At 62.8% G+C, this 23913-nt stretch carries 20 protein-coding genes; 12 read left to right on the top strand and 8 right to left on the bottom strand.

Annotated features, from left to right (window positions below; genetic code table 11):
• Window positions 1–119 precede the first annotated feature (119 nt).
• Window positions 120–719, top strand: coding sequence for a hypothetical protein (locus LZ518_RS06505; RefSeq protein ID WP_249915197.1), 600 nt, complete (start codon window positions 120–122; stop codon window positions 717–719).
• Window positions 720–726: 7 nt separating this feature from the next.
• Here the strand turns inward: LZ518_RS06505 and LZ518_RS06500 are convergent, their stop codons facing one another.
• From LZ518_RS06500 to LZ518_RS06485, 4 genes are all read right to left on the bottom strand, one after another.
• Window positions 727–1377 carry a cyclic nucleotide-binding domain-containing protein gene (locus LZ518_RS06500; RefSeq protein ID WP_249915196.1) on the bottom strand — a complete coding sequence of 217 codons (651 nt, stop codon included), beginning with the start codon at window positions 1375–1377 and terminating at the stop codon, window positions 727–729.
• A 16-nt stretch (window positions 1378–1393) separates the two neighbouring features.
• Window positions 1394–2077, bottom strand: a complete 684-nt coding sequence (locus LZ518_RS06495; protein ID WP_249915195.1) for a hypothetical protein — start codon at window positions 2075–2077, stop codon at window positions 1394–1396.
• A gap of 1 nt (window position 2078) precedes the next feature.
• Window positions 2079–4157, bottom strand: a complete 2079-nt coding sequence (locus LZ518_RS06490; protein ID WP_249915194.1) for a CHASE2 domain-containing protein — start codon at window positions 4155–4157, stop codon at window positions 2079–2081.
• A gap of 89 nt (window positions 4158–4246) precedes the next feature.
• Window positions 4247–5317: a phosphotransferase family protein gene (locus LZ518_RS06485; protein ID WP_249915193.1), complete on the bottom strand. Its 1071-nt coding sequence runs from the start codon at window positions 5315–5317 to the stop codon at window positions 4247–4249.
• 55 nt (window positions 5318–5372) lie between these two features.
• Here LZ518_RS06485 and LZ518_RS06480 point away from each other — a divergent pair, with 55 nt between their 5' ends.
• The 8 genes from LZ518_RS06480 to LZ518_RS06445 all read left to right on the top strand — a co-directional run bounded on the left by LZ518_RS06480 (window position 5373) and on the right by LZ518_RS06445 (window position 16872).
• Window positions 5373–6218 (top strand): metallophosphoesterase family protein, encoded by an 846-nt coding sequence (locus LZ518_RS06480; RefSeq protein ID WP_249915192.1) that lies wholly within the window; start codon window positions 5373–5375, stop codon window positions 6216–6218.
• A 74-nt stretch (window positions 6219–6292) separates the two neighbouring features.
• Entirely contained in the window at window positions 6293–7141 is an 849-nt protein-coding gene (gene nadC, locus LZ518_RS06475) for a carboxylating nicotinate-nucleotide diphosphorylase (RefSeq protein WP_249916517.1), read from the top strand.
• A 69-nt stretch (window positions 7142–7210) separates the two neighbouring features.
• A complete protein-coding gene (locus LZ518_RS06470) occupies window positions 7211–8617 on the top strand; it encodes an NAD(P)H-dependent flavin oxidoreductase (RefSeq protein WP_249915191.1) in 1407 nt (468 codons plus the stop codon).
• A gap of 77 nt (window positions 8618–8694) precedes the next feature.
• Window positions 8695–9144: an SH3 domain-containing protein gene (locus LZ518_RS06465; protein WP_249915190.1), complete on the top strand. Its 450-nt coding sequence runs from the start codon at window positions 8695–8697 to the stop codon at window positions 9142–9144.
• 344 nt (window positions 9145–9488) lie between these two features.
• A complete protein-coding gene (locus tag LZ518_RS06460) occupies window positions 9489–15368 on the top strand; it encodes a hypothetical protein (RefSeq protein ID WP_249916580.1) in 5880 nt (1959 codons plus the stop codon).
• A gap of 159 nt (window positions 15369–15527) precedes the next feature.
• Window positions 15528–15965 carry a RidA family protein gene (locus LZ518_RS06455; protein WP_249915189.1) on the top strand — a complete coding sequence of 146 codons (438 nt, stop codon included), beginning with the start codon at window positions 15528–15530 and terminating at the stop codon, window positions 15963–15965.
• Between the two features lie 50 nt (window positions 15966–16015).
• Window positions 16016–16228 carry a helix-turn-helix transcriptional regulator gene (locus LZ518_RS06450; protein WP_249915188.1) on the top strand — a complete coding sequence of 71 codons (213 nt, stop codon included), beginning with the start codon at window positions 16016–16018 and terminating at the stop codon, window positions 16226–16228.
• Complete coding sequence (locus tag LZ518_RS06445) at window positions 16225–16872, top strand: hypothetical protein (RefSeq protein WP_249915187.1); 648 nt, start codon at window positions 16225–16227, stop codon at window positions 16870–16872. The genes LZ518_RS06450 and LZ518_RS06445 overlap by 4 nt, the downstream gene beginning before the upstream one ends.
• On the opposite strand, the gene LZ518_RS06440 is transcribed toward LZ518_RS06445, so the two are convergent.
• Genes LZ518_RS06440 through LZ518_RS06430 form a run of 3 tightly spaced genes read right to left on the bottom strand, consistent with a single transcriptional unit; the run spans window position 16869 to window position 18960 of the window.
• Window positions 16869–17243, bottom strand: coding sequence for a hypothetical protein (locus LZ518_RS06440; protein ID WP_249915186.1), 375 nt, complete (start codon window positions 17241–17243; stop codon window positions 16869–16871). The two genes, LZ518_RS06445 and LZ518_RS06440, sit on opposite strands and share 4 nt — an antisense overlap.
• Window positions 17244–17279: 36 nt before the next feature.
• The gene (locus LZ518_RS06435) at window positions 17280–17729 is read right to left on the bottom strand and encodes a hypothetical protein (protein ID WP_249915185.1); all 450 of its coding nucleotides are present in this window, start codon (window positions 17727–17729) and stop codon (window positions 17280–17282) included.
• A gap of 49 nt (window positions 17730–17778) precedes the next feature.
• A complete protein-coding gene (locus tag LZ518_RS06430) occupies window positions 17779–18960 on the bottom strand; it encodes a thiolase family protein (protein WP_249915184.1) in 1182 nt (393 codons plus the stop codon).
• A 176-nt stretch (window positions 18961–19136) separates the two neighbouring features.
• Here LZ518_RS06430 and LZ518_RS06425 point away from each other — a divergent pair, with 176 nt between their 5' ends.
• The 3 genes from LZ518_RS06425 to LZ518_RS06415 all read left to right on the top strand — a co-directional run bounded on the left by LZ518_RS06425 (window position 19137) and on the right by LZ518_RS06415 (window position 21693).
• Window positions 19137–19586, top strand: coding sequence for a c-type cytochrome (locus tag LZ518_RS06425; RefSeq protein ID WP_249915183.1), 450 nt, complete (start codon window positions 19137–19139; stop codon window positions 19584–19586).
• Between the two features lie 65 nt (window positions 19587–19651).
• A complete protein-coding gene (locus tag LZ518_RS06420; protein ID WP_249916516.1) occupies window positions 19652–20803 on the top strand; it encodes an isovaleryl-CoA dehydrogenase in 1152 nt (383 codons plus the stop codon).
• A gap of 41 nt (window positions 20804–20844) precedes the next feature.
• Window positions 20845–21693 (top strand): cytochrome c, encoded by an 849-nt coding sequence (locus tag LZ518_RS06415; RefSeq protein WP_249915182.1) that lies wholly within the window; start codon window positions 20845–20847, stop codon window positions 21691–21693.
• Between the two features lie 45 nt (window positions 21694–21738).
• On the opposite strand, the gene LZ518_RS06410 is transcribed toward LZ518_RS06415, so the two are convergent.
• Complete coding sequence (locus LZ518_RS06410) at window positions 21739–23874, bottom strand: M13 family metallopeptidase (RefSeq protein ID WP_249915181.1); 2136 nt, start codon at window positions 23872–23874, stop codon at window positions 21739–21741.
• Window positions 23875–23913 lie beyond the last annotated feature (39 nt).

Raw genomic sequence — 23913 nt, 5'->3', positions numbered from 1 at the left:
CCGGTTCTTGACAGGAAACAGACATCGGTAAGCGCATTTGGACCGGTATGGGCGGCCACAATCCGCCCATTGCGGACGCCAGAGTTGAATGAGATGTTCCCTCCACGGGGGACATCAGAATGAGCGCAACCGAACTACTGTTCAACCTGTTCACCCTGCTGCTCGGCTTCATTTTGGTTGAGGTGTTGAGCGGGCTGATGCGCACCTTCCGCGCTCGCCTGCCGACGGGGCCTGGCATCAAGGACGATATTCGCATCGGCTGGCTGACGCCGATGCTTGGCGCCTACACGATGCTCAACGTCCTCCAGTGCTGGATAACCTTCTGGGTTTACCTGAAATATCTTCCGACGGGTTACGATACGCTGACCCTCGGGGTGCTCCTTCTCAGCATCTATTATTTCGCCGCCTCGATGATCTACCCCGACAAGCCGCGCGATTGGCCTGATGTGGACGAATGGTTCTGGCTCCACCGGCGGCAGGTGCTGGGGTGCATCCTGGCGGTCAACATACCCTTCATCCTGCCCGACTATATTCTCTGGAAAAGCACCGTCAGCGAGATGGTCGTCAGTTCAACAGTTACGACCATACAGCTGGCGTCGATGCTTGCGGCGATTTTCGCGCGGAAATATTGGATCGTGGCGACCGCCCTGGCCGTGCTGATCGCGGTCCATTTGTCGTTTATTCCGCTGGAAATACTTCACCGGCACGGCGTTTGGTGACGGCGTCTCACCCCGCGGCCCGGTTCATCGCCTCGAGCTTCTCGCGGAGGCTGACGTTGAAGCCATGCTCCAGCGCGTGGCGGGCGTCGGGGTTGGCGGCGAGATAGGCATTGAGCGCTCGGCCCTGCGCGCACCAGAAGCGCGTCGGCTGTGAAAGCGTGACGGTGGCGATCGCCGCCGTTTCTCCGAGCACGGTGGCTTCGCCGACCAGTTGGCCGGGATTGGCCTTGCCGACCAGCTTTCCCTTCACATGGACTTCGGCCCCGCCGTCAGCGAGATAATAAAGCTGGGCCGCTTCTTCGCCCTCGCGGATCAGGACGTCGCCGGGCCGGCCATCCATCCAGATGCCCTGGTCGATCAGGCGTCGCGCCTGGGCGCGTCCCAGCCCGGCCAGCGGGCCGCCGAGCATGCCCTGTTCGTCGGCATTGAACTTGGCAGCGCGGTTGGCGACCAGCCCGCTGGTCGCCTGAACGCCCGCGACGATGAGGATCAGGAACGGCAGGATCGAGCCGAGCAGGCCATGCGCGCTGGCGCCATAGGCCAGGCCGGCGACACCGGCGATGCCGAGCATGACATGGCTGGCAAGCCGGGACCGTACCAGCAAGGCGCCGAGCGCTCCGGCAAAAATGACAATGTACAGGCCGAGCATCAATGTCATGGGCTGTGGCTTACTCTTACGACCTCGCGCTGAAGGTATCGACCAATACGTCGAGCTGGGCCTGGCAATCGGCCCGAATCAGACTTTGCGCCATGCCTTCGAGCCCCGAGGGGATCGGCGCTAGCTGCCGAAGCGTCAACGTAGTCGGCTGGGAAAGGCCGGAAACGTTGATGCGCTTGCCCGTCTTGACCTGGATATCGGCGGGCCAGGACGCCTCCCATTGGTTGGCGCCGAAATGAACCGTCGCGGTCTTGCCGTCGGAATCCGTCAGGGTGACGTCGGCGGCTGCCTCAGCATCGCCGCGATAGAGGGTCAGCTCGCTGGGATTGGCGATGCAGACATTGCCGGTGCGGGTGAGATCGGCTTGCCATACGCTGCGCGTTCCGCCGGTGCCGCGGACCGCCCCGAGCCTGACGCGGCGGGCGCTGGTCCCGGCGGTGCGGACCGCCTCCGGCGCGTTGCTGGCGCTGGCGAGGACGCTGAAACTGCCTGGGCCGTTGAGGGTACGGGTTCCGCGCGAATCCAGCAGGACGACCGTATCGGTGGCCTTGAGCTTGAGCATGTGATTGTCCGGCAGCGCCTTGCCCGGAGGATAGGCCGCGGCCGATGGTCCCGACGAGCGCACCACCAGCACGGCGGCAGCGGCCGAAGTCGAAGCGAGAAGTGCGGCACTTGCCGCGATCAGCAACAGGCGGGCCATTTCATTTCTCCTTGAGCGTGAACGCACCTCCTGGCCCTGCCTCCCTTATCCGGCAGGCAAAGGCCGCCAAGGCCGCGTCATTATCCTGCGTTAAGCAAATTTGCTCGATTTCGTCGAGGGCGGAACGATCCCCGGAGTCGTAAGCGTTCCAAAGGCGGACAAGTTCGGCGCGGAGCTTGGGATCGAAATCGGGAGCCGGCTCCCACACCACAACGGGAGTTTCGCGGCCCGAGAGCACGATCCGCCCCATTGGCCGGTAAATGTCGAGCGTGGTCCGGCTTCGCGCTTCCTCGCTGATCAGTGCGACGGTCTTGAGATATTTATTGGCGCCCTCAAGCCTGGCCGCGCAATTCATGGAATCGCCGAGCGCGGTGTAGCTGAGCCTGCCTTCGCCGCCGAAATTGCCAACCACTGCATCGCCATAATGAAGGCCGACCCGGGTTCGGCCCATCTCATGGCCCGGTTCGCTATAGTCGATCGAGAATTTCTGGGTGAAGGCGAGCATGTCGAGCTGCGCCCTTGCTGCCCGGTCGGCGTCGTCGGCGCGAGCGATCGGCGCGCCCCAGAAAGCGACCACTGCGTCGCCGACGAACTTGTCGATCGTCCCGCCATGATCGAGGACAATGTCGCACATGCCGTCGAGGTAAGCGTTGAGGATCGTCGCGGTCCGGTCCGGTGGAAGCTTGTGGCTGAGCGCCGTGAAACCCTCGATGTCAGTGAACAATGTGTAGATTTCGCGCTTCTCACCGGTCAGCGACAGCTTCTTTGGGTCGCGCAAAATCTGGGCGGCAATGTCGCGAGGCAGATATTTGCCTAGCGCCGATTGGGCGTAGCGGCGCTGCTCCGATCCTACCACCCTGACGGCGGCGCCGGTCGCGGCATAGGCCAGGCCCCAACCGGCAAGCCAGCCGAATGCCGGCAGGCCATAGGTGTCGATGCCGATCCACTCATAATAGAAAGGCGCGAAGCCGAAAAAGGCGAGCTGGCCGACGACCGCCAGCGCGACCACCCATGGCCGGACATCGAGCATTGCCGTGAAGGCGCCGCACAACACGACCAGCACCGCCAAGGCCCAGAGCGCGACCGGGCCCGCCCGATCGGGCAATCGGCCGTCGAGCAGCTGGGCGAGGATGGTGGCATGAACCTCCAGCCCGCTCATCGTCTTGCCGTCGCTGCGCGTCGACGGGATCTCGAATTGATCGACGTCCTGCAACTGGCCGCCGATCAGGATGATTTTCCCGCGCGCCTGGTCGGCAAACAGCGGCACCATCGCCGGGTCGGCGAACAGGTCGATCGGCAGGCTGGTGAAAACCTTTCGCTCCGCATTGAGCGGGGCTCGGAAGTCGACGCTGCCATCATAGCGGTAATCTGGCCGGGCGCCGGCCAGCGCGATAGGCAGGAGGGGCGGCAGGCCGGGCGGCAGCGTGGGCCAGCGGCGAAGCACATTGTCGCTGTCCGGTTCCAGCCTGATCGACGCCTGATGGACCTGTGTGCCAGCCATCTGACGTCCCCAATCATCCATGAAATCCTGCTGCCACTGTTGTATCTCGTCGCGCGCAGTGAGCCGATTGGCATAAGCAATCCACACTGGCGTCTTCATCGCCTTCAAGGCCGCGAACAGCTGCGGATCTTCGGGCTGCGGTTGGTCGATCAAAATGTCGATGCCGATCGCCTTCGCGCCCACCTTGTCGATATTGGCAAGCGCACGGGCAAGGATCGCCCGGTCGAGCGGCGATCGCTTGGCGGTCGCCTTCAACGTATCGTCGATATACGGAATGAGCAGGACCCGCTGGTCTTCGGGAACGGTGCGGCGATCCTCGCCGGACGTTTCCCGCCAGTCGAACAGGGCACGCTCGGCATCCGCGGCGATCGGCAGCTGCCGCTCGAACACTGGCAGGCTGACCGGCAGTTGCCAGCTGTAGCGGGCGATCAGGATCGCAAAGACGATAATCAGCGCAGTGACGATCAGCCGGGCCGGAGGAATCTTGCGCAGCTCTCGAACGACGCCCTCGACCGTCGGCTGGTCGTCGCCGTCCAGCGGGTCAGGGTTGAGCGCCCAGCGGCGGCGCGGCTGGTCCACGCTCAGCGGACTTTGCCTTCTAGATAGTGCATCGCCTTGGCCCCCGTCCCCGACTCGACTGAGTCAATCTGCGATAAAATGCGATGAACTCAAAGGCGCGCGGCCTTGGCCTGGGCCATGGCCAGCTCGGCGAGCGGCTCGGTCAGCGCGGCGGTGGCCTCGGCATGGGCCGAAGATGCACTGCCCCGCGCCAGCCGGCCGCGAATGCCGTGCAGGATGCCGGCGATCCTGAACATCACGAAGACGATCAGATAATCGATGTGCGGAAGCGAACTGCGGCCGGTGCGGCGGCAGTAGGCGGCGACATATTCCTCTTCGGTCGGAATGCCGAGCGCGGCGAAATCCAGTCCATCGAGCCCGGTAAACATGCCGGCCGGCATGCGATACATCATGAGGTGATAGACGAAGTCGGCCGCCGGATCGCCGAGGGTCGACAGCTCCCAGTCCAGCACCGCGGCAACGCGCGCTTCGGCCGGGGCGAAGATCATATTGTCGCAACGATAATCGCCATGAACGATCCGCGCATCGCCGCTGTCGGGCGGAAGATTGTCCTTCAGCCAGCCGGTTAGCCAGTCCATCGCCGGGACTCGGCCAGCCTCGACGTCGCCTTCATATTGCTTCGACCAGCGCGCCACCTGACGCTCGACGAAGCCGGTCGCGCGGCCATAGTCGCCAAGGCCGATGGCGTCAGGGTCGTAGCTGTGAAGCTGGGCGATGGTCGCGTTCATCGCATCGAAATGGGCCGCGCGTTCGGTGGGCGACATGTCCGGGAAGCTCGCTTCCCAGACGATCCGGCCGTCGACCATGTCCATGACAAAGAATGGCGTCCCGACGACGCTGTCATCCTCGCACAGGCCATGGACCCGCGGGACCGGGAAGCCATGGGCGCCCAGCGCGCTCATGACGCGCGCTTCGCGGTCGACCGCATGGGCCCCGGGCAGAAGCTTGCCGGGCGGCTTTCTGCGAAGGACGAAGGCGCGGCCTGACGGGGTATCGAGCCGGTACGTCGGGTTGGATTGGCCGCCCTTGAACTGGCTGACGCTTAGCGGGCCGGCAAAGTCGTCGACATTGTCCGCCATCCACCGTTCCAGCGGGCCAAGCTCGAAGCGCAGCCGCTCGGCTACGTCGCGGGTGCCGGTGTTGGCCTCGGTGCGATCCATCGCGAAAGCATGGAAGCGGTGCGGAGCGAATGCAATCGGCTGACGTTGAGGCGATATGGCTCGACTGGTTCATCTCTCCGACCTTCATTTCGGCGCCCACGACGAGGAACTGGTCACGGCGGTCGAAGAGCGAGCCGACGCGCTGAAGCCCGACCTGATCGTCATTTCGGGCGATTTCACGCAGCGGGCGCGGACCGACCAGTTCGAACTTGCCTGCGCCTTTCTCGAACGGCTGAAGGCAAGGGGCCATGAGGTACTTGGCGTACCCGGCAATCATGACGTGCCGCTGTACGACGTGCTGCGGCGATTCCTGTCGCCGCTGACGCGCTATCGCCGGTTCATCGACGACAGCTTGTGCCCGTTCCACGAACTTCCCGGCGTAGCCGTGCTCGGGATCAACACGGCGCGTTCGCTGACGTTCAAGGACGGGCGGATCAACCAGGGTCAGGTCGATTTCATTCGCGATACTTTCGCCAGGACGCGGGACAATGTTGCGAAAATATTGGTGACCCATCATCCGCTGTTCGCGCTGCCGGTCGGCGACGGACCCGAGCTGGGCAAGGCAATCGGGCGGCAAAAACTAGCGCTTGACGCGATCGCCGACGCTGGGGTCGATCTGCTGCTGGCAGGGCACAACCATCGCGCCTCGTCCCACCACGCAAAACAGCTGATAACCGGAGCGGGCGAGGCGCTTGTGATCCAGGCGGGGACGGCGACCTCGAAGCGGCTGCGCGACGAAGAGCAAAGCTTCAACCTGATCGAGGTCGAGGCTGGCGAAGTTAAGCTGACAGTGCAGGCGTGGGACGGCGACAGCTTTGCCGCGCGCGAGACCGGACGGTTCGTTCAAGCCAACAGGCGGTGGGAAAGCGAGACCGGCCAGCGATTGGCGGAAGCGACTTGAGTCAAAGGGCGGGGCGCGCTTAAGGACGGCTCGTAGAGGCAGGGGAGGTTCGGGTGGACGGCGCGGCAATCGACATGATGGAGCTGCCGCAATTCGACCTTGGCGAATTCGTCCGTCGGGTGCTGGCCGAGGATTTGGGTTCGGGCGGGGACGTCACTTCCAAGGCGACGATCGACGCCAATGCGCGCTTCACCGCCGATATGAATTGCCGCGAGCCGATCGTCGTTGCTGGGTTGGATATCGCGATCGCCTTCTTCCGTGCCTGCGACGGGGAAGTGCGGGTCGAACGGCTGGTCAGGGACGGTGACCAGCTAGCCAAGGGTACGGTACTGGCGCGGCTGGAGGGTAACGCCCGGGCGATGCTGGCGGCGGAGCGCTCCGCGCTCAACACGTTGCAGCATCTGTCGGGGATCGCGACCGTGACTCGGCGCTATGTCGATGCGATCGAAGGCACCGGGGCTACCCTGCTCGACACCCGCAAGACCATTCCGGGGCTAAGGCTGCTGGAGAAATATGCGGCGCGGATGGGCGGCGCCGAAAACCACCGCATGCGGCTGGACGATGGGCTGTTGATCAAGGACAACCATGTCGGGGTGGCCGGCGGCGTGGCGCAAGCTGTCGCCGCGGCCAAGACTTATGGCAGCGAATTGCAAATTCAGGTCGAGGTCGATCGGATCGACCAGATCGAGCCGGCGCTGACGGCGGGCGCGGACCGCCTGCTGCTCGACAATATGAAGCCCGACATGCTGCGCGAAGCGGTAGTGCTGGTCGCCGGCCGGGTGCCACTGGAGGCGTCGGGCGGCGTCAATCTCGACACTATCCGGGCAATCGCCGAGACCGGGGTGAACTATATTTCGGTAGGCAGGATCACCCAGTCGGCGCCGGCGGTCGATATCGGCCTGGACTATGTGCTAAAGGACTAACCATATTTTTTGCGCGCCAAGTAGCGCGGTGCGGCCTATAGGGGCCGCAAACGACTGACGGAGAAGCAATTGTTCAAAGGCTTGAAGCCCATCCTTTACGGTGGCCGCGAAGTGTGGCCACTGGTTGAAGGAGGCAAGGGCGTCTCCGCGACCAACCATGCCAGCTCGGGGGCATGGGCAGCGGCTGGCGGCATCGGTACGGTCTCCGCGGTCAATGCCGACAGCTATGATCCCGATGGCCGGATCATTCCGCAAGTCTACAATGCGCTGACTCGGCGCGAGCGGCATGAGGAATTGATCCAATATGCGATCGACGGGGCAGTCGCCCAGGTCAAGCGCGCCTATGAGATCGCTGGCGGCAAGGGCGCGATCAATATCAACGTGTTGTGGGAGATGGGCGGTGCGCAGCGAGTGCTGCACGGCGTCCTCGAGCGAACCAAGGGCCTGGTCACTGGGGTCACCTGCGGCGCCGGCATGCCCTACAAGCTTAGCGAGATCGCTGCCTCATACGGTGTCAGCTATTTGCCGATCATCTCCTCCGGCCGTGCCTTCAGCGCGCTGTGGAAGCGGGCCTATTCAAAAGCGGCGGAATGGCTTGCCGCGGTAGTCTATGAAGACCCGTGGCTGGCCGGTGGCCACAACGGCCTCAGCAATGCCGAGGATCCGCGCAAGCCGCAGGACCCATATCCGCGCGTCAAGGCATTGCGCGAAACCATGCGCGAAGGTGGCATCGCCGACAGCGTGCCGATCGTCATGGCCGGGGGCGTATGGCGGCTCGACGAGTGGAACGACTGGATCGACAATCCCGAACTAGGGCAGATCATGTTCCAGTTCGGCACCCGTCCGCTGCTGACTCAGGAAAGCCCGATTCCGCCGGCGTGGAAGGCACGGCTGATGAGCCTGGAGGAGGGCGACGTCCTGCTCCACCGCTTCAGCCCCACCGGATTCTACTCCTCGGCGGTGCGCAATCCGTTCCTCCGCAACCTCGAGGCCCGAAGCGAGCGTCAGATCGCCTACACCAAGGAAGCGATCGGCGATCATGCGTTCGAGCTTGATGTCGGGATTGGCACGAAGCGGCATTATTGGGTGACCAAGGGCGATCTGCAGCATGCTCGCGAGTGGTATGGCGCCGGCTTCACCAATGCGATGAAGTCGCCCGACGATACGCTGATCTTCGTCACGCCCGAGGAAGAGAAGATGATCCGCGCCGACCAGGCCGCCTGCATGGGTTGCTTGTCGCAGTGCAGCTTCTCCAGCTGGGCCGACAATGAGAAGAATTCGACCGGCCGGCTGGCGGACCCGCGCAGCTTCTGCATCCAAAAGACGCTTCAGGACATCGCCCATGGCGGTCCCGTCGAACAGAATTTGATGTTCGCGGGCCATGCCGCGTTTCGCTTCAAGAGCGACCCATTTTATTCCAACGGCTTCGTTCCGACCGTCAAGCAACTTGTCGACCGCATCCTGACGGGGGCCTGATGCTTCCTTTTTTCGTCACCCCCGCGAAAGCGGGGGGCCAGCGAAACAGAAATTTCTGGGTTCTCGCTTTCGCGGGAATGACGATATTTTTGGCGGCCGCGGTTGCTGCCAAGGACAAGAGACCCCCTTATTGGGCGTCGATCGCCAGCGGCGAGGCGATGATGCGCACCGGCCCCGGGCGCAATTACCCTGGCATTTGGCTGTACAAGCGGCGTGACCTGCCGGTGCGGGTAATCCAGGTCTATCCGAATTGGCGCAAGATCGAGGATCCGGACGGACAACAAGGCTGGATGCTGGTGACGTTGCTCAGCGACCGCCGTACAGCCGTCATCAAGCCAGGCGGCCCGCGTGACATCCACGCCAAGCGCGATGCAAATTCCCCGGTTCGTTATCGCGCCGAAGCCGGCGTGGTCGGGCGGATCGAGAAGTGCGACGGCAGCTGGTGCAAGCTGCAAGTCGGAAAGCGCGAAGGCTTTATCGCCCAGGGCGACCTGTGGGGCACCGGCGAAAGCGAACTGATCGACTGAAGTAAATTTTCGCTAACTCAAGCGAATTTAACAGTCGATTTCAATAAACAATCACCGATGACTATCGTGTTAACTGAGTGGTTGTTACGCGAATGCGGCTTTGTGTCGGATAGGCGACTTTAACCGTCATCTTTTAACAACAACGTCATAATTGGATGTAAATCTTGCTTGGTGATTTCTTGCAAGTTACAAGCCGGCGGGTCAAAAGTGATGTCGATGCAACATAATTGAATCAAAATCGACTTAGGGTCGCATCGGGATGGAACCCGATGCCTTTCTTGTCGTTGCTGGTTCATCGGACAAAACGCGTCGTGCTCGGTGGCGCCATAAACAGGGGGTTTTCAATGAAGAACTTGACCGTACGTGATCGGCTGCTCGGCAGTGCTGCTACGGGCGTATGCGGTGCCTTAGCGCTGATCGCATTTCCCACCGGAGCGGCGGCGCAGACGACGACCTGCACCCAGACCGGCACAGCCGTAAGCTGCGTCGATGGCGTAACGCCGATCGCGTCTGGCTTTGTCGATGCCACCACCGTGGTCAACAGCGGCGTTAGCGGTCCCGGATTCTTCTCACAGGATCCGGATAGCTCGACGGTCACGCTGGTCAGCGCCGGGAACGGTCCGATCCACACGACGGGTGCCGGTGAATATGGTCTGGCGGCAACCGCAGTCAACGACCTGACCGTCACCTACAATGGTGACACGTCGACGGCGGGCGCAGGCGCCTACGGCTACGCATTCGGATCTGGTGGAACGTCAATCTTCTCGGTCGGCAGCACGACGACCACCGGGGATGGAGCGTTCGGTGTTTATGGCGTCGGAAGCGTCGACACGACCTTGGTGTTCGACAATGTTACGACCAGTGGCCTAGGCGCATATGGCCTTGTCGCCTTTTCGAGCAATAATTCAACCATCGTTGGCGGGAACATCACGACAACCGGCGATGGAAGCCCAGGCGCCTTCGTACAGGCGGGCGGAACTAACGTCCTGACCTTGGGCAATATTTCGGCAACTGGAGCGGGCAGCGCGGGCGTCGTCTCCGTTTCCGCGGGTGACAATACGACGGTTACCGGATCGGTTACGTCCGACAGCGACGGCGTGCTGGTGCAATCTACCGGCGGCAATGCCGTGGCGGTGGTCGACGGAAACGTAAACGTTACCGGCACGGGCTCTGGCATCACAGTTGTCGGCGCCGGGAATGCGACGCTAACGGCCGACAATGTCACGACCGTGGATGGCTATGGCATTCAGGTGCAGGCGCAGGGCGGTGACGCAGCGCTGCAATTCGGCGATGTCACGGCCGCCGGGGACGGCGGCTACGGTGTTTTGGCAACGGCGACCGGCAATGTCTCTATGGCTGGCGGCGATGTGTCGACCGCGGGCGCTAACGCCGACGGCGTTACGGCCGCCGGCGTCGACATCAACGCAACCATTGGCGACGTAACGACCACCGGGGCGGATTCGGAAGGCGTGCTGCTTACCGGCACGGGCGCGGTGAGCGCGTCGGTGGGGAACATTACCTCGACCGATAACGGACTGATCGCCACCGGCGATTCGATCGACGTCACCGCCGGCGATATTTCGACCAGCGAGGATGGCGCGGTCGGCGCATCGACCGTCGCCACGAACGCCAACAGTACGACAGTTGGCGACGTCACGACCCTGGGCGACAATGCAGGCGGCGTCTATGCCGAAGGCGCGACGGTCGACCTGACTACTGGAGCCGTTAGTACGGCTGGCACCAACTCGGTTGGCATCAATGCGGTTTCCAACACTGGCGATGCCGATGTCACTTTCGCCAGCGTCACGACGGGCGACGACTCATCGGACGGCATCGACATCAGTTCAGCCGCCAACGCGACTCTGAATGGCGGGAATGTCACTACGCATGGTGACAGCAGCGACGCTGTCGATGTGAGTGCGATCGGCAATTTCGGCGGTGAGATTGGCGACGTTACGACGACGTCCGCGGATTCGGCCGATGGCGTCCTGATCGACGTAGGCGGCAACGTCGACTTCATCGTGGGCGACATTACGACTGCTGGAGTCGACGCCAGCGGCATTGTGGTCGGGGCTGGCGGCAACGTCGATCTGACGGTCGGCAATGTCACTACGACAGGCGGAAACGCTTCGGACGGCGTGACCATCACGTCGGGTGGCAATGTCAATCTGGCCGCTGGCGACATTTCGACCGCGGGCACGAATAGCGCCGCTCTGACGATCACTGCGCCGGGCGATGTGGTCGCGACTGCTGGCGATATTAATGCGGACGCCAGCTACGGCGCCAGCGTCACCGGCGGTACGGTCGATCTCACGGTCGAAAACGTTACCACCGATGGCGACAATAATTATGGCATCCAGGTGACGTCGACCACCGGCGATTCAACGCTTCACGCCGGTAACGTCACTACCAATCTTTCAAATGCCTTTGGTGTTGACATCAACAGCGCGGGTGCGGTCGACGCGACGGTCGGCGACATCACGACGTCCGGTGACGGCAGCTACGGTATCAACACCGCGGCCGCGGCCGGATTCAACAATTCGACGACAGTTGGCGACGTTACCACCAATGGCGTTGGCGCTTATGGTGTAGCCGCCAGCGGCGACGGCGTCACGCTGGTGGCCGGCGCGGTTTCGACGGGCGGCGCTACGTCCATCGGTGTCGATGTCGACGCAACGGCGGGTGATGCCGACGTAACCGTGGCAAGCGTATCGACCGATGGCGACACGTCGGACGGCGTCAATGTCAACGCTTCGGGCAATGCCATTGTCGACATTGCCGGGGCGGTTGACACCCAGGGGCTCGATTCCGACGGCGTCGTGATTGTCGCGGGTACAACCGCGGACGTTACGATCGGCGGGACCGTATCGACAACGGGTAACGACAGCGAGGGCGTCAATATATCGGCGACCGACATCCTGCTCGATCTCGCCGATGTCTCGACTGAAGGTACGACAAGCACCGGCGTGACGCTGGTCGGCACGACGTCGATCGACGGCTCGATCGGCGATATCTCGACCGACGGCGACGACAGCTATGCACTGAACGCCAATGCTCCGACGATCGACCTCACAGCCGGGGATATCTCGACGCTTGGGGCAAACAGCTACGGAGCCGCCCTCAGCGGGACCACGGTAACTTTCGCGGCAGGCGACGTATCGACCGAAGGCGTGGACGCATATGGCGTCAATTCCTTCGCGAGCGGCGCCAATTCCACGACGGTCCTCGACGTCACAACGCTTGGCGATGGCGCCTATGGTCTCAATACCTTCGGCGGCACGACGAACGTCACGAACGCCGGGGATATCTCGACGGAAGGCACGGACGCCTTCGGTGTCCTAGCCTTTGCGGGAACGAGCAATGTTACCTCCACGGGCGACATTTCTACGCTTGGTGATGGAGCGTTTGGCGCCAATACGTTCGGTGGAACGACCAACGTCACGGTCCTCGGCGATGTCTCGACAGAGGGCACTGACGCCTACGGCGTCGTAACCTTCGCAGGCACCAGCAATGTCACCACCGCGGGCGACATTACGACGCTCGGTGATGGCGCCTTTGGCGCCAACACTTTTGGCGGCACCAGCAACGTCACGTCCGTCGGCGATATCTCCACCCAGGGCGTAAATGCCTACGGGCTGACCACCTTCGCCGGCACGACCAGCACGGTGACGGCCGGCGACATCACCACAACCGGCGACGGTTCGTACGGCGCAAACCTGTTCGCAGTTGGGGCGCTGACGGTGGACATTGGCGATGTCACAACCACCGGCGAGGGCGCATATGGCGTCTTAGCGACCGGGTCCTCGGCCGATGTTACCACCGGCGACATTTCGACTGGCGGAACGACCGCAGGCACCTTGGCGCTCAGCGTCAATGCGCTCAGCGGCAATGCGCTTGTCACATGCGGTGACTTGTCGACCACGGCCGACAGTTCGAATGCGCTGACGGTCACTGCGTTCGGCAATGCCGACGTAACTTGCGGCGACCTCACGACCACCGGCACCGACAGCTTTGGCGGCCTCATCAATGCGACGGGTACGATCGACGGTTCGGTTGGTGACATTTCAACCATCGGCGACGGGTCAGTTGGCCTGCAGCTGAACAGCGTGAATGCAATCACGTTTGAAACCGGCGATGTATCGACCGAAGGCACCGGCGCGATTGGCGTCCAGGTCAACGGCGGTACCGGCGCGGTCGTTCTCACGACCGGCCAGGTCGACACGCTCGGTGACGGCAGCACTGGCGTGTCCGTCACCACCTCCAGCGGCAATCAGACGCTGAACATCGGTGGCTCCAGGGTAGAAGGGGCGGCGACCGATGCGATCGTCGCGACCAGCACCAGCGGCAACATCGTCATCAACGCTTCCGGCGTGACCGATGCGGCCGACGGTACCGGCATCTTCTCGACCACTGCGGGCACTTCGGTGATCAATATCACCGGCTCCGTCAGCGCCTCGGGTCCGTCGGTCAATGTCGACGGTGGCGCCGCGACGGTCAACGTTGCAGCGGGCGGTGTGCTGAATGGGTTCATCGACCTCACCGACAACGACGATGTGGTGAACATCAATGGCACGTGGAACGCGTCGGGGGTCAGCGACTTCCGTCTCGGCACCGACACGCTCAACAACAACAGCAACACGATCAACACGGTCAACGGGACGGTCTTCGACAACCTCGAGATCTTCAACAACGCCGGGTTGCTCAACCTCGGCACGGGCACGACCAGCTTCCCCGACACCACTACCTTCAACAGCACGGGCACGATCCGGGCTGTCGGCGGTGTCACGGTGCTGACCAGCCTCGCCACCGTGGTGAATAATGGCGGGTTGATCGACATGGTCGACGGCGCCACCAACGACCAGTTGACGATTACCAACGCCTATAATGGTACCGGCAGCGCGGAACTGGCGATCGACTACAGCGGGGCCGATGCGGACCTGCTGATCATAGGCGGCGCCACGACCGGATCGACCAGCATCCTGGTCGAGCCAACCGCCGACATCACGATCAATCCGGACGGCGTGATGGTGGTCGATACCACCGACCTCTCGTCTCACTTCACGCTCGGCACGACCAACATCGGCCTGATCGACCTCAGCCTCGAACAGATCGGGACCGATTACTTCCTCAACTCGGTGCCGAATATCGCGGCGATCGAGCCGGTTGTGCTTGGGGAAGTGGCTCAGAACATGTGGTACCAGTCGGCCGACATTTACCGCAATTATGCGGCATTGCGGCGGACCGACCTGGGCGCGGGCCGTACCGGCGGACTGGGCGTCTGGGGCCAGGCTTACTGGAGCCGGGACAAGGTAGACGGCCAAGACTTCACGGTGTTCGACACGAACTTCGAGGTCGACAATCTGGAGACCAAGCGTACCGGCATCCAGGCTGGTGTCGATTACATGGCCGGCAGCAACTTCGTAGTCGGCTTGACCGGCGGCTACGAGCGGGCGGATGCGAATCTCAAAAACTCCGCGTCCGACTTTGAAGCCAAGGGTTGGAATATCGGTGCCTATGCCATGTATGGCGGCTGGACCGGCTTCTATGCCGACCTGCTGGTCAAGTACGACAAGGCCAAGGTCGACTTCGACAATCCGTTGTTCGTCGATGCGACCAATGATCCGGACTTCAAGAGCTTCGGTATCCAGGGTCAGGCCGGCTACCGCTTCGTTTCCGGGTCGATGAACTTCGACCTTGGCGCGGGCATCGCCCACGTCAAATCGAAGATCGACGACTTCGCGGTCGGCACGATCGGCTTCGACTTCGATAGCGTTTCCAGCACGCGCGGGCACCTTAGCGCCCGGGCCGGGTTCGGTAGCGGGATGTTCGCTCCGTTCGTCGAAGCCACGCTGTTCCACGAGTTCGATGGCGACACGGATCTCGATCTGATCAGCGGCACGGCTTTCGACACGATCGAAAGCAAGGGTCGCGGCACCTGGGGCCGTTTGGAAGCCGGCATCGGCGCCCAGAACAGCTCCGGCCCGATCCTGGCTGTCTGGGGCGACCTGGGCGATGTGAGTGGTTTCGGCGTCAAGGCCGGCTGGAGACTTGGCGGCTCGCACGAGGTAGCGGCCCCGCCGCCGCCTCCGCCGCCGCCACCGCCGCCGCCTCCGGCGACGCAGACCTGCCCGGACGGCTCGGTGATCCTGGCGACGGACAGCTGTCCGCCTCCGCCCCCGCCGCCTCCGCCGCCGCCGCCTCCGCCGGAGCCGGAACGGGGCTAAGCCGGGAAGGTGTAAGCCTGCACAAAAGGAACGGCGGCTCCGAAAGGGGCCGCCGTTTCCTTTCTGTCATCCCGGTCTTGACCCGGGATCCGCCTTTTCCTCATTGGTGCAAACACAAGCAGACCCCGGCTCAAGGCCGGGGTGACGAATGGGGGATTGATGAAGCTCTTCATCACACTCGCGCTATTGGGAGTTTCGACCATGGCTCAAGCAGAAGGCATTCAACGGATCGGGGAGCCGATGCTCGGCACGCAGCGGCTGCCCTTCTCCAGCGCGGTCCGGGCCGGCGACACGGTTTATCTATCGGGCGCGCTTGGCATCACGGCTGACGGCAAGCTGGGCGACGGGATGGAAGCGCAGGCACACCTGGCAATGGACAATCTCGGCAATGCGCTGAAGTCGGCAGGCCTCGGCTGGGGCGACGTCGCCAAATGTACGGTGATGCTCGACGATATGAAGGATTGGCCGGCCTTCAACCAGGTCTACGTGACCTATTTCCCCGACGGCAAATATCCGGCGCGAAGCGCATTTGGCGCCGATGGATTGGCCCTCGGCGCCTTGGTCGAGGTCGAGTGCATCGCCTACGATCCGAAATAGCCCTGTCAAGAACTCTTGACTGTCAAACATTCTTTACATACCCATGGGGTATGGAGAATCGAGTCAAGGGTTACCGCGAGAAAATGGGCTGGAGCCAGGGCGAGCTGGCCCGGCGCCTGGGCGTATCGCGCCAAACGATCAACGCCGTCGAAACCAATAAATATGACCCGAGCCTCCCGCTGGCGCTGCGCATGGCGAAACTGTTCGTCGTGCCCGTCGATCAGCTGTTCATCGACCATTGGAACGGGGAGACCGAAGAGTGAGCGGCGTAGCGGAAAAGAATAAGATGCGGGTGTTGATCGGGCAGATGTTTGGCGGCGCGATCGTCGGCGCGATCGCGGTCAGCGCATTCATCGCCTTCGTCGGCAAGCCGCATATGGATCTCAAGGATCCGGCGATCATGGTGACGATCGTCGCGGGCGTCAGCTATGTGCTGATCGGGCTGATTGTCGCGGCCGGCCTCGCCTCACCTAAGGCTGGCGCTCATTTCCTCAATGTCGAAGACGCCGAGGAAATCCGCGAGGAAAGTCCCAAGCTGATCCCGGCGGCAGTCGTATTCGTCCTCACCGGCATCTTCCTGCTGTTGCTTGCAACTTACCGCACAGGGGCGGCGCCCATGGGCCGCGGGATGGTCCTGACTGCCGCTGCGGTCTGTTTCGGCGGGGTCGTCATTGCCGGCTGGATCAGTTCGAAGAGGATCGACGAGCTTACTCGCCAACTGGGTCTGGAAACGGCTGCGGTGACGTTTCAGGTGACGATGCTGTTCCTGTGCATTTGGGGCACGCTGGCTCACCTGGATTACGTCGCCTGGCTGAGCCCGCTCGCGCTATTGTCGTCCGTCGCGCTGCTGCAGCTGCTCGCCAGCTTCGTGATCATTGCCAGGAAGGGCATGCTGATGCCGCGCTAGGCTGCGAATAATGCAGCCAAGGCGCTCAATCCGATCAGGGTCAGCGGCACCCAGCCGATATGCTTGCCCCGGCTGCCGATCGCGTCGATCAGGCCGCTGGCGGTAAAGACAATCCCGGTGGCGGCCAGGCCGATGGCCAGTGCCCGGTCCGGCGCCCAGGCCCAGGCAAGCAATATTGCGGCCAGCACCAGTCCAATCCCACTGGTGAGGTGCCACGCAAAAGGGGTGATGAAGCGAGCGAGCGCATGCTTCATCACCCCTGATTCTTCATCGAGCAACGGGCGGATCAGACGCCGTTGACCAATCACCGAGTGAACGCCCATGGTCGTGGCGAGCAGGACGGCCGATATGGTCAGCGCGGCCTGTTGCATTGCTAAAACCCCGTTTCGCCGCTGCTTTCCGAGGCCTTACGGCTTGACCGCTTCCGGAACGGGAAGGAAGGCGATCCGTGTGACGGTCAGCTTCTCGCCCTTGTCGCTGGTCGTATCGAAGCTCTGGCCGACTTCGGTTGGCGACGTCGTCCAGCAAACTTCGCCTTCCTTGTCCATCGCGCTGGTGAAGCAGGCCTTGCCATCCTTCATCACAGCGGTGCCATGGTCGACATGCTTGTCACCCGACCACGCAACGTAATTGCCGCTGGCATCGATCGTCTCTTTGTGCGCCTTGCCATCGCGGGTGAATTCCCAGCTGGTCTCGTTGATCTGGAAACCGGCTGGAGTCGCCATGTTGGCGTCCGCCGCCACGTTGGCATCCATGGCCATATTCGCGTCCGCCGCGTTCACGTCGTTGGTGGTTTCCGCCGGCTTGTTGCACGCCACAAGCGCCAGTACGGCCAGCGAAGTCATAACGATCCGCATTGCCTCTCTCCCTGTTTAGCGAGGAGGCGCTGTTAGCAGCTTTGCGGCTCTATACCAATTCCACCGCTACGGCGGTGGCTTCGCCGCCGCCGATGCACAGCGAGGCAACGCCGCGCTTCTTGCCCTTGGCCTTGAGCGCTCCGATCAGCGTCACGATCAGCCGCGCGCCGCTGGCCCCGATCGGGTGGCCGAGTGCGGTTGCGCCGCCATGGACGTTGATCTTCTCGTGCGGGATGCCGAGGTCGCGCATGGCGAACATGGCGACGCAAGCGAACGCCTCGTTGACTTCGAACAGGTCGACGTCTTCGACGCTCCAGCCGGCCTTCTTCAGCGCTTTCTCGATCGCGCCCGCCGGTGCGATGGTGAACTCGCTCGGCTCGCGGGCATGAGCAGCCGATGCGACGATGCGCGCCACCGGCTTCAACCCCTTGGCATCGGCGTCGGATTGGCGGGCCAGCACCAAAGCGGCGGCGCCGTCGGAAATCGATGAGCTGGTCGCGGCGGTGATCGTGCCGTCCTTGGCGAAAGCCGGTTTCAGTGTCGGAATCTTGTCCGGACGGCCTCGGCCCGGGGCCTCGTCGGTGTCGACCACGGTCTCCCCGCCACGGCCCTGGATCACCACCGGCACGATCTCGTCCTTGAACGCGCCGCTGTCGATCGCGGCCTTGGCGCGCGACAGGCTCTCGATCGAATAATTGTCCTGATCCTCGCGCGTCAGCTGATACTGGTTGGCGGTTTCCTGGGCGAAAGTGCCCATCGCCCGGCCAGGCTCATAGGCATCCTCGAGCCCGTCGAGGAACATATGGTCATAGGCGGTGTCATGGCCGATGCGCGCGCCCGAACGATGCTTTTTGAGCAGGTAGGGGGCGTTGGTCATCGACTCCATGCCGCCGGCGACAATCACGTCGGCATTGCCGGCCTTCAGCGCTTCCTCAGCCATGATCACCGTCTGCATGCCCGATCCGCAGACCTTGTTGACCGTGGTCGCCTGGACGGACTTGGGCAGGCCGGCCTTGATCGCCGCCTGGCGCGCCGGGGCTTGGCCGAGGCCGGCGGGAAGCACGCAGCCCATGTAGATCCGGTCGATCTCGTCGCCGCTGATGCCGGCGCGCTCGACGGCAGCCTTGACGACTGTAGCGCCGAGGTCGGTGGCGGCGACATCGGCGAGGGCGCCCTGCATCGACCCCATCGGAGTACGGGCGGCGGACAGGATGACGACGGAATCGGACATGCAATTGGCTCCTTAATTCGTCATCGCGAGGAGTGTGGCGACGCGGCGATCCATGGAATGCCACTCCCCGCTTCGGCGGGGCTCGCAATGACGTTGTTGCAGCGCACATAAGCGTGTTGGAGCGCGGGTTCAATTGACCCGTTGCTATCAAGTCGATGCATGATAGGCTGGGCTTCATGAACAGGGAAAAGTTGGCTCTAGCCGCTGGATGCGCGGCATTCGTTGCGGCCGTTGCGACCGCCCAGGCACCGCCGGCAACAACCGCTCCCGCGCCGCCACCTTTCAAGAACCTCCAGGTCTTCCCGAAGGACATCAGCCGGCCGGACCTGATCAACAATATGAAGGGGTTCGCCCAGGCATTGGGCGTGCGCTGCACCCATTGCCATGTCGGGACTGAGGGCCAGCCGCCGACGTTCGACTTCGCTTCGGACGCCAAGCCGGAGAAAGCGACGGCGCGCAAGATGCTGGCGATGGTCCACCGCATCAACGGTCAGGATTTCGGGGTCACCGACTTTTCCAACGTCAAGGTGACCTGCTTCACCTGCCATCGCGGCTCGGTAAAGCCGCTGACGGCGCCGCCGCCGCCCGAACCGGCCCCTGCCGCGCCAGCGCCGAAAGCCAGTTAGCGGGGCTGACAAGACTCGCTCGTCTCTGCTAGCGCGCCCGCGACAGGAGAGAATAAATGAGCGACATGCCCGGCCTCGATTTCGGCCTTGGTGAAATGGCGGACACGATCCGCGAGACGACCGAGCGCTTCGCCCGCGAGCAGATCGCTCCGATCGCCGCCGAGATCGACGAGAAAGACGAATTCCCCATCGCCTTATGGCCGCAGATGGGCGAGCTCGGCCTGCATGGCATCACCGTCGAGGAGGAATGGGGCGGCCTCGGTCTCGGCTATCTCGAGCATGTCGTGGCCCAGGAAGAAGTGGCGCGGGCTTCGGCTTCTGTCGGCCTCAGCTATGGCGCGCACAGCAATCTTTGCGTTAACCAGATCCGCCGCTGGGCCAACCAGGAGCAGAAGGAGAAATATCTCCCCAAGCTGATCAGCGGCGAACATGTCGGGTCGCTGGCGATGAGCGAGGCCGGCGCCGGCAGCGATGTGGTCGGAATGAAGCTCAAGGCTGAGAAATCGGGCAACGGTTATCGCCTCAACGGCACCAAATTCTGGATCACCAACGCACCCTCCGCCGACGTGCTGGTGGTCTATGCCAAGACTTCGCCGGAGGAAGGCAGCCGCGGCATCACCACCTTCATCATCGAAAAGGGCATGGAAGGCTTCTCGATCGGCCAGAAGGTCGACAAGATGGGCATGCGTGGAAGCCAGACCGCGGAGCTGGTATTCGACGATTGTTTCGTCCCGGCAGAGAACATCATGGGGCCGGAAAATGGCGGCGTCGGCGTGCTGATGAGCGGGCTCGATTACGAGCGGACGGTACTTGCCGGTATCCAGCTGGGCATCATGCAGGCCTGCCTCGACACGGTCATTCCCTATGTCCGAGAGAGGAAGCAGTTCGGCAAGCCGATCGGCAGCTTCCAGCTGATGCAGGCCAAGGTGGCGGACATGTATGTCGCGCTCAATTCGGCCAAGTCCTACGTCTACCAGGTCGCCAAGTCGTGCGATGCCGGCCGGACCACCAGGTTCGATGCGGCGGGCGCGATCCTGCTGGCCTCCGAGAATGCGGTGAAGGTCGCCAATGAGGCGGTCCAGGCGCTTGGCGGCGCCGGTTACACCAAGGACTGGCCGGTCGAACGCTATTACCGCGACGCCAAGCTGCTTGATATCGGTGCCGGTACCAACGAGATCCGCCGCATGCTGATCGGGCGGGAACTCATAGGAGCGTAGCCAAAATTGGGCTAAGACGCTCCCCATTAGGGGGGATCGCGATGAGAAATGTCGTGATGTTGCTGGCGCTGGCCGGCCTGGCCGCGTGTCATCCACAAGCCGAAAAAGAGGAGCCGGCCAAGCCGGCGGCGCTTACTTACGAAGGCGGCGACTATAAGGACGAGGCGGCCAAATTGGCGCATGGCGAGCGCCTTGCTACGATCCTCGACTGCACGGGCTGCCACAAGTCCAATCTGCAGGGCCAAAACGTAACCGCCAGAGATCCCAGCTATGGCGAGATGAACGCACCCAACATCACGCTCTTGCTGGCCAAATATAGCGATGACGATTTCAGGCGGTTGCTCCGCGACGGCGTGCCCAAGGACGGGCGCGAATTCTGGTTCATGCCGGTCGAGAGCCTCCAGTTCCTGAGCGATGCCGACCTCGACGCAGTGATCGCCTACCTCCGGACGTTCAAGCCCGAGGGCACGCAACTGCCGCCAATCAAGAAGGGCAAGGGATTTCAGGAGGACCTGGAGCGCGGCTTCGGCAATTCCCAGCAGCAGGTTGCGCGCTACAAGGCCGAGCCTCCGCCCGACCTAGGGCCGCAACATGAATTTGGCCGATATCTGGTCCAGACGACCTGCACCTCCTGCCACAATAGCAAGCTGCAGGGCTATGAGGGCTTCACGCCCAATCTCAACATCGCCGGCACTTATTCGGAGGCCGAGCTGACGCGCCTTCTGACCACCGGCGAGGGCAAGGTGAAGAAGGACCTCGGAATGATGTCCGATGTCGCTCGCAACCATTTCTCTCGTTTCACGCCGAAGGAACGGTCAGCAATCGTCAGCTATATCCTGGACCGGGCGGAGCGGATGCAGGAACAAGTCCACGATTCTTCACGGGATTGAAATCAGGCGTCATCCCGGATCAAGTCCGGGATGACGCCGCCCTATCTACCAAACCTTCACGCGATCCTTGGGATCCAAATAAAGCTTGTCGCCCGGCTTCACGTTGAAGGCGGTGTACCAGGCGTCGATGTTGCGGACGGTGAGCGCGCGGTAGTTGCCGGGCGAATGGCCGTCGGTCGCGATGCGCGCCTTCAACGCCTCGTCGCGCATCTTGGTCGCCCAGCTTTGCGCATAGGCGATGAAGAAGCGCTGGTCGCCGGTAAAGCCGTCGATCACCGGCGCCTCCTTGCCGTTTAGGCTGGCGCGATAAGCCTCATAGGCTGCCTGCAGGCCGGCGACGTCGGCGATATTCTCGCCCAGCGTCAGCTTGCCGTTGATGTGCAGGCCGGGGAATGGCTCGTAACTGTCATATTGCTTGGCCAGCGCGTCGCCTGATTTCTGGAACCTGGCGAAATCAGCCGGCGTCCACCAATTGCGCAGAGCGCCGGTAGAATCGAACAAGGCGCCATTATTGTCGAAGCTGTGGCTGATCTCGTGACCGATCACGCCGCCGATCGCGCCATAATTGAACGCCGCGTCGGCCTTGGGGTCGAAGAACGGCCGGACCAGGATCGCGGCCGGGAAATTGAGGGAATTTTGCACCGGCAGGTTGACCGCGTTGACCAGCTGGGGCGGCATCCACCATTCGGCCCGGTCCATCGGCTTGCCGATCTTGCCAATCTGGTAACGGTACTCGGCAAGGCCGGCATTTTTGACGTTTGCATAGGCGTCGGTCGGGCTGACGGTCAGCGATGAATAATCGCGCCAGCTGTCGGGGTAGCCCACTCCGACGACGATGGTTTCGACCTTCTTGAGTGCTTCCTGCTTGGTCGACGGCGCCATCCAGTCGAGCGCCTGTACGCGCTGGGCGAAGGCTGCCTTGATCTTTTCGACCATGCCCTGGATTTCGGTCTTGCTCTCGGCCGGGAAATATTTGGCCACATAGGCCTTGCCGACCGCATCCTGCAGCTGGTTGCCGACCGCGTTGAGCGCCAAAGCATCGCGCGGCCGCTGCTCCTTGGCGCCTCCAAGGGCGGTGCCGTTGAAGGCAAAGCTCGCGTCGCGGATCGCCTTGGGCAGCACGCTCGCTTGCTGGTTCAGAGTGTGGAACGCCAGCCAGTCTTTCCACGCGTCAAGCGGCTGCGAAGCCACCAGCGCCGACAGCTTCGGAATCGAACCGGCATGATAGGCCTGGAACTTCTGGACGCTGCCCAGTTGCGCCGCGTCTAGCAGCGCTGCCCAGTCGATGCCCGGCGCATTCTTCTCCAGCTCGGCGCGGGTCCAGACCTTGGCGCCCTTGGCGAAATCTTCGCTTTCCTGGCGCGAGACATGGGCCTGGGCGATCTTGGTCTCCAGCCCGATGATGCGGTCGGCCGCGGCGGTGGGATCGGCGTTCCCGGCTTCCTTCATCACTGTTTCGACATAGGTGCGATACTTTGCGCGAAGGCCGGCCATGTCTACATCGCCGCTCAAATAATATTCGCGCTCGGGCATGCCGAGGCCACCCTGCATCAGATAGGGGATCTGCTCTCCCGGCGTGCTGAGACCCTGGGTCACGAATATGCCGAACAGATTGTCGGTCTGGAAATTGGTCGCGTTGAGCGGATCGGTGTCCGCGCGAAGCGTCGAGCCGATCGCGGCTGAGAGCGCGCGCTTGTCGGCGATCGCGGCAATCGCATCGAGGTCGGCCTTGGCCGGGGCCATGCCGGCCTTGTCGATCGCGTCGGTGTTCGCATAGGCGTTGTAGAAGTCGCGGATGCGGGCCTCGTCGCTGCCGGCCGCCGGATTGGACTTCAAAATGCCGTCGATCAGTTCCTTGGCGTGCTGTTCGCGCACCTGGTCGGCGATGTAGAAGCCGCCAACAGAGCTACGGTCGGCCGGTATTTCAGTGGCCTTCATCCAGCCGCCATTGGCGTAGGCGTAAAAATCGTCGCCCGGCTTCACACTCTTGTCCATCGCGGCAAGATCGATGCCCGAGGCGCTGACCGCCGCCTTTTCCGTCTGGTTGTCGGCCGTGCCCTTGCAGGCGCTGATAGCGAGCGCGGGGACAGCGCTGGCGAGCAGCAGGGCGTAGAGCTTGGTGCGCATATTCTTCTCCCAATGGATGCCGGCAGTCTGAAGCCACCGCTTTGCAAGTCGCACTGGGGACGCTACGCGCAGGGCTCCAGAAGGTTTCGACAA

This window comes from Sphingomonas brevis, assembly GCF_023516505.1.
Classification (GTDB): Bacteria; Pseudomonadota; Alphaproteobacteria; order Sphingomonadales; family Sphingomonadaceae; genus Sphingomicrobium; species Sphingomicrobium breve.
The sequence above is the reverse complement of the archived record's forward strand: the minus strand, read 5'-3'. Positions and strand labels throughout refer to the sequence as shown.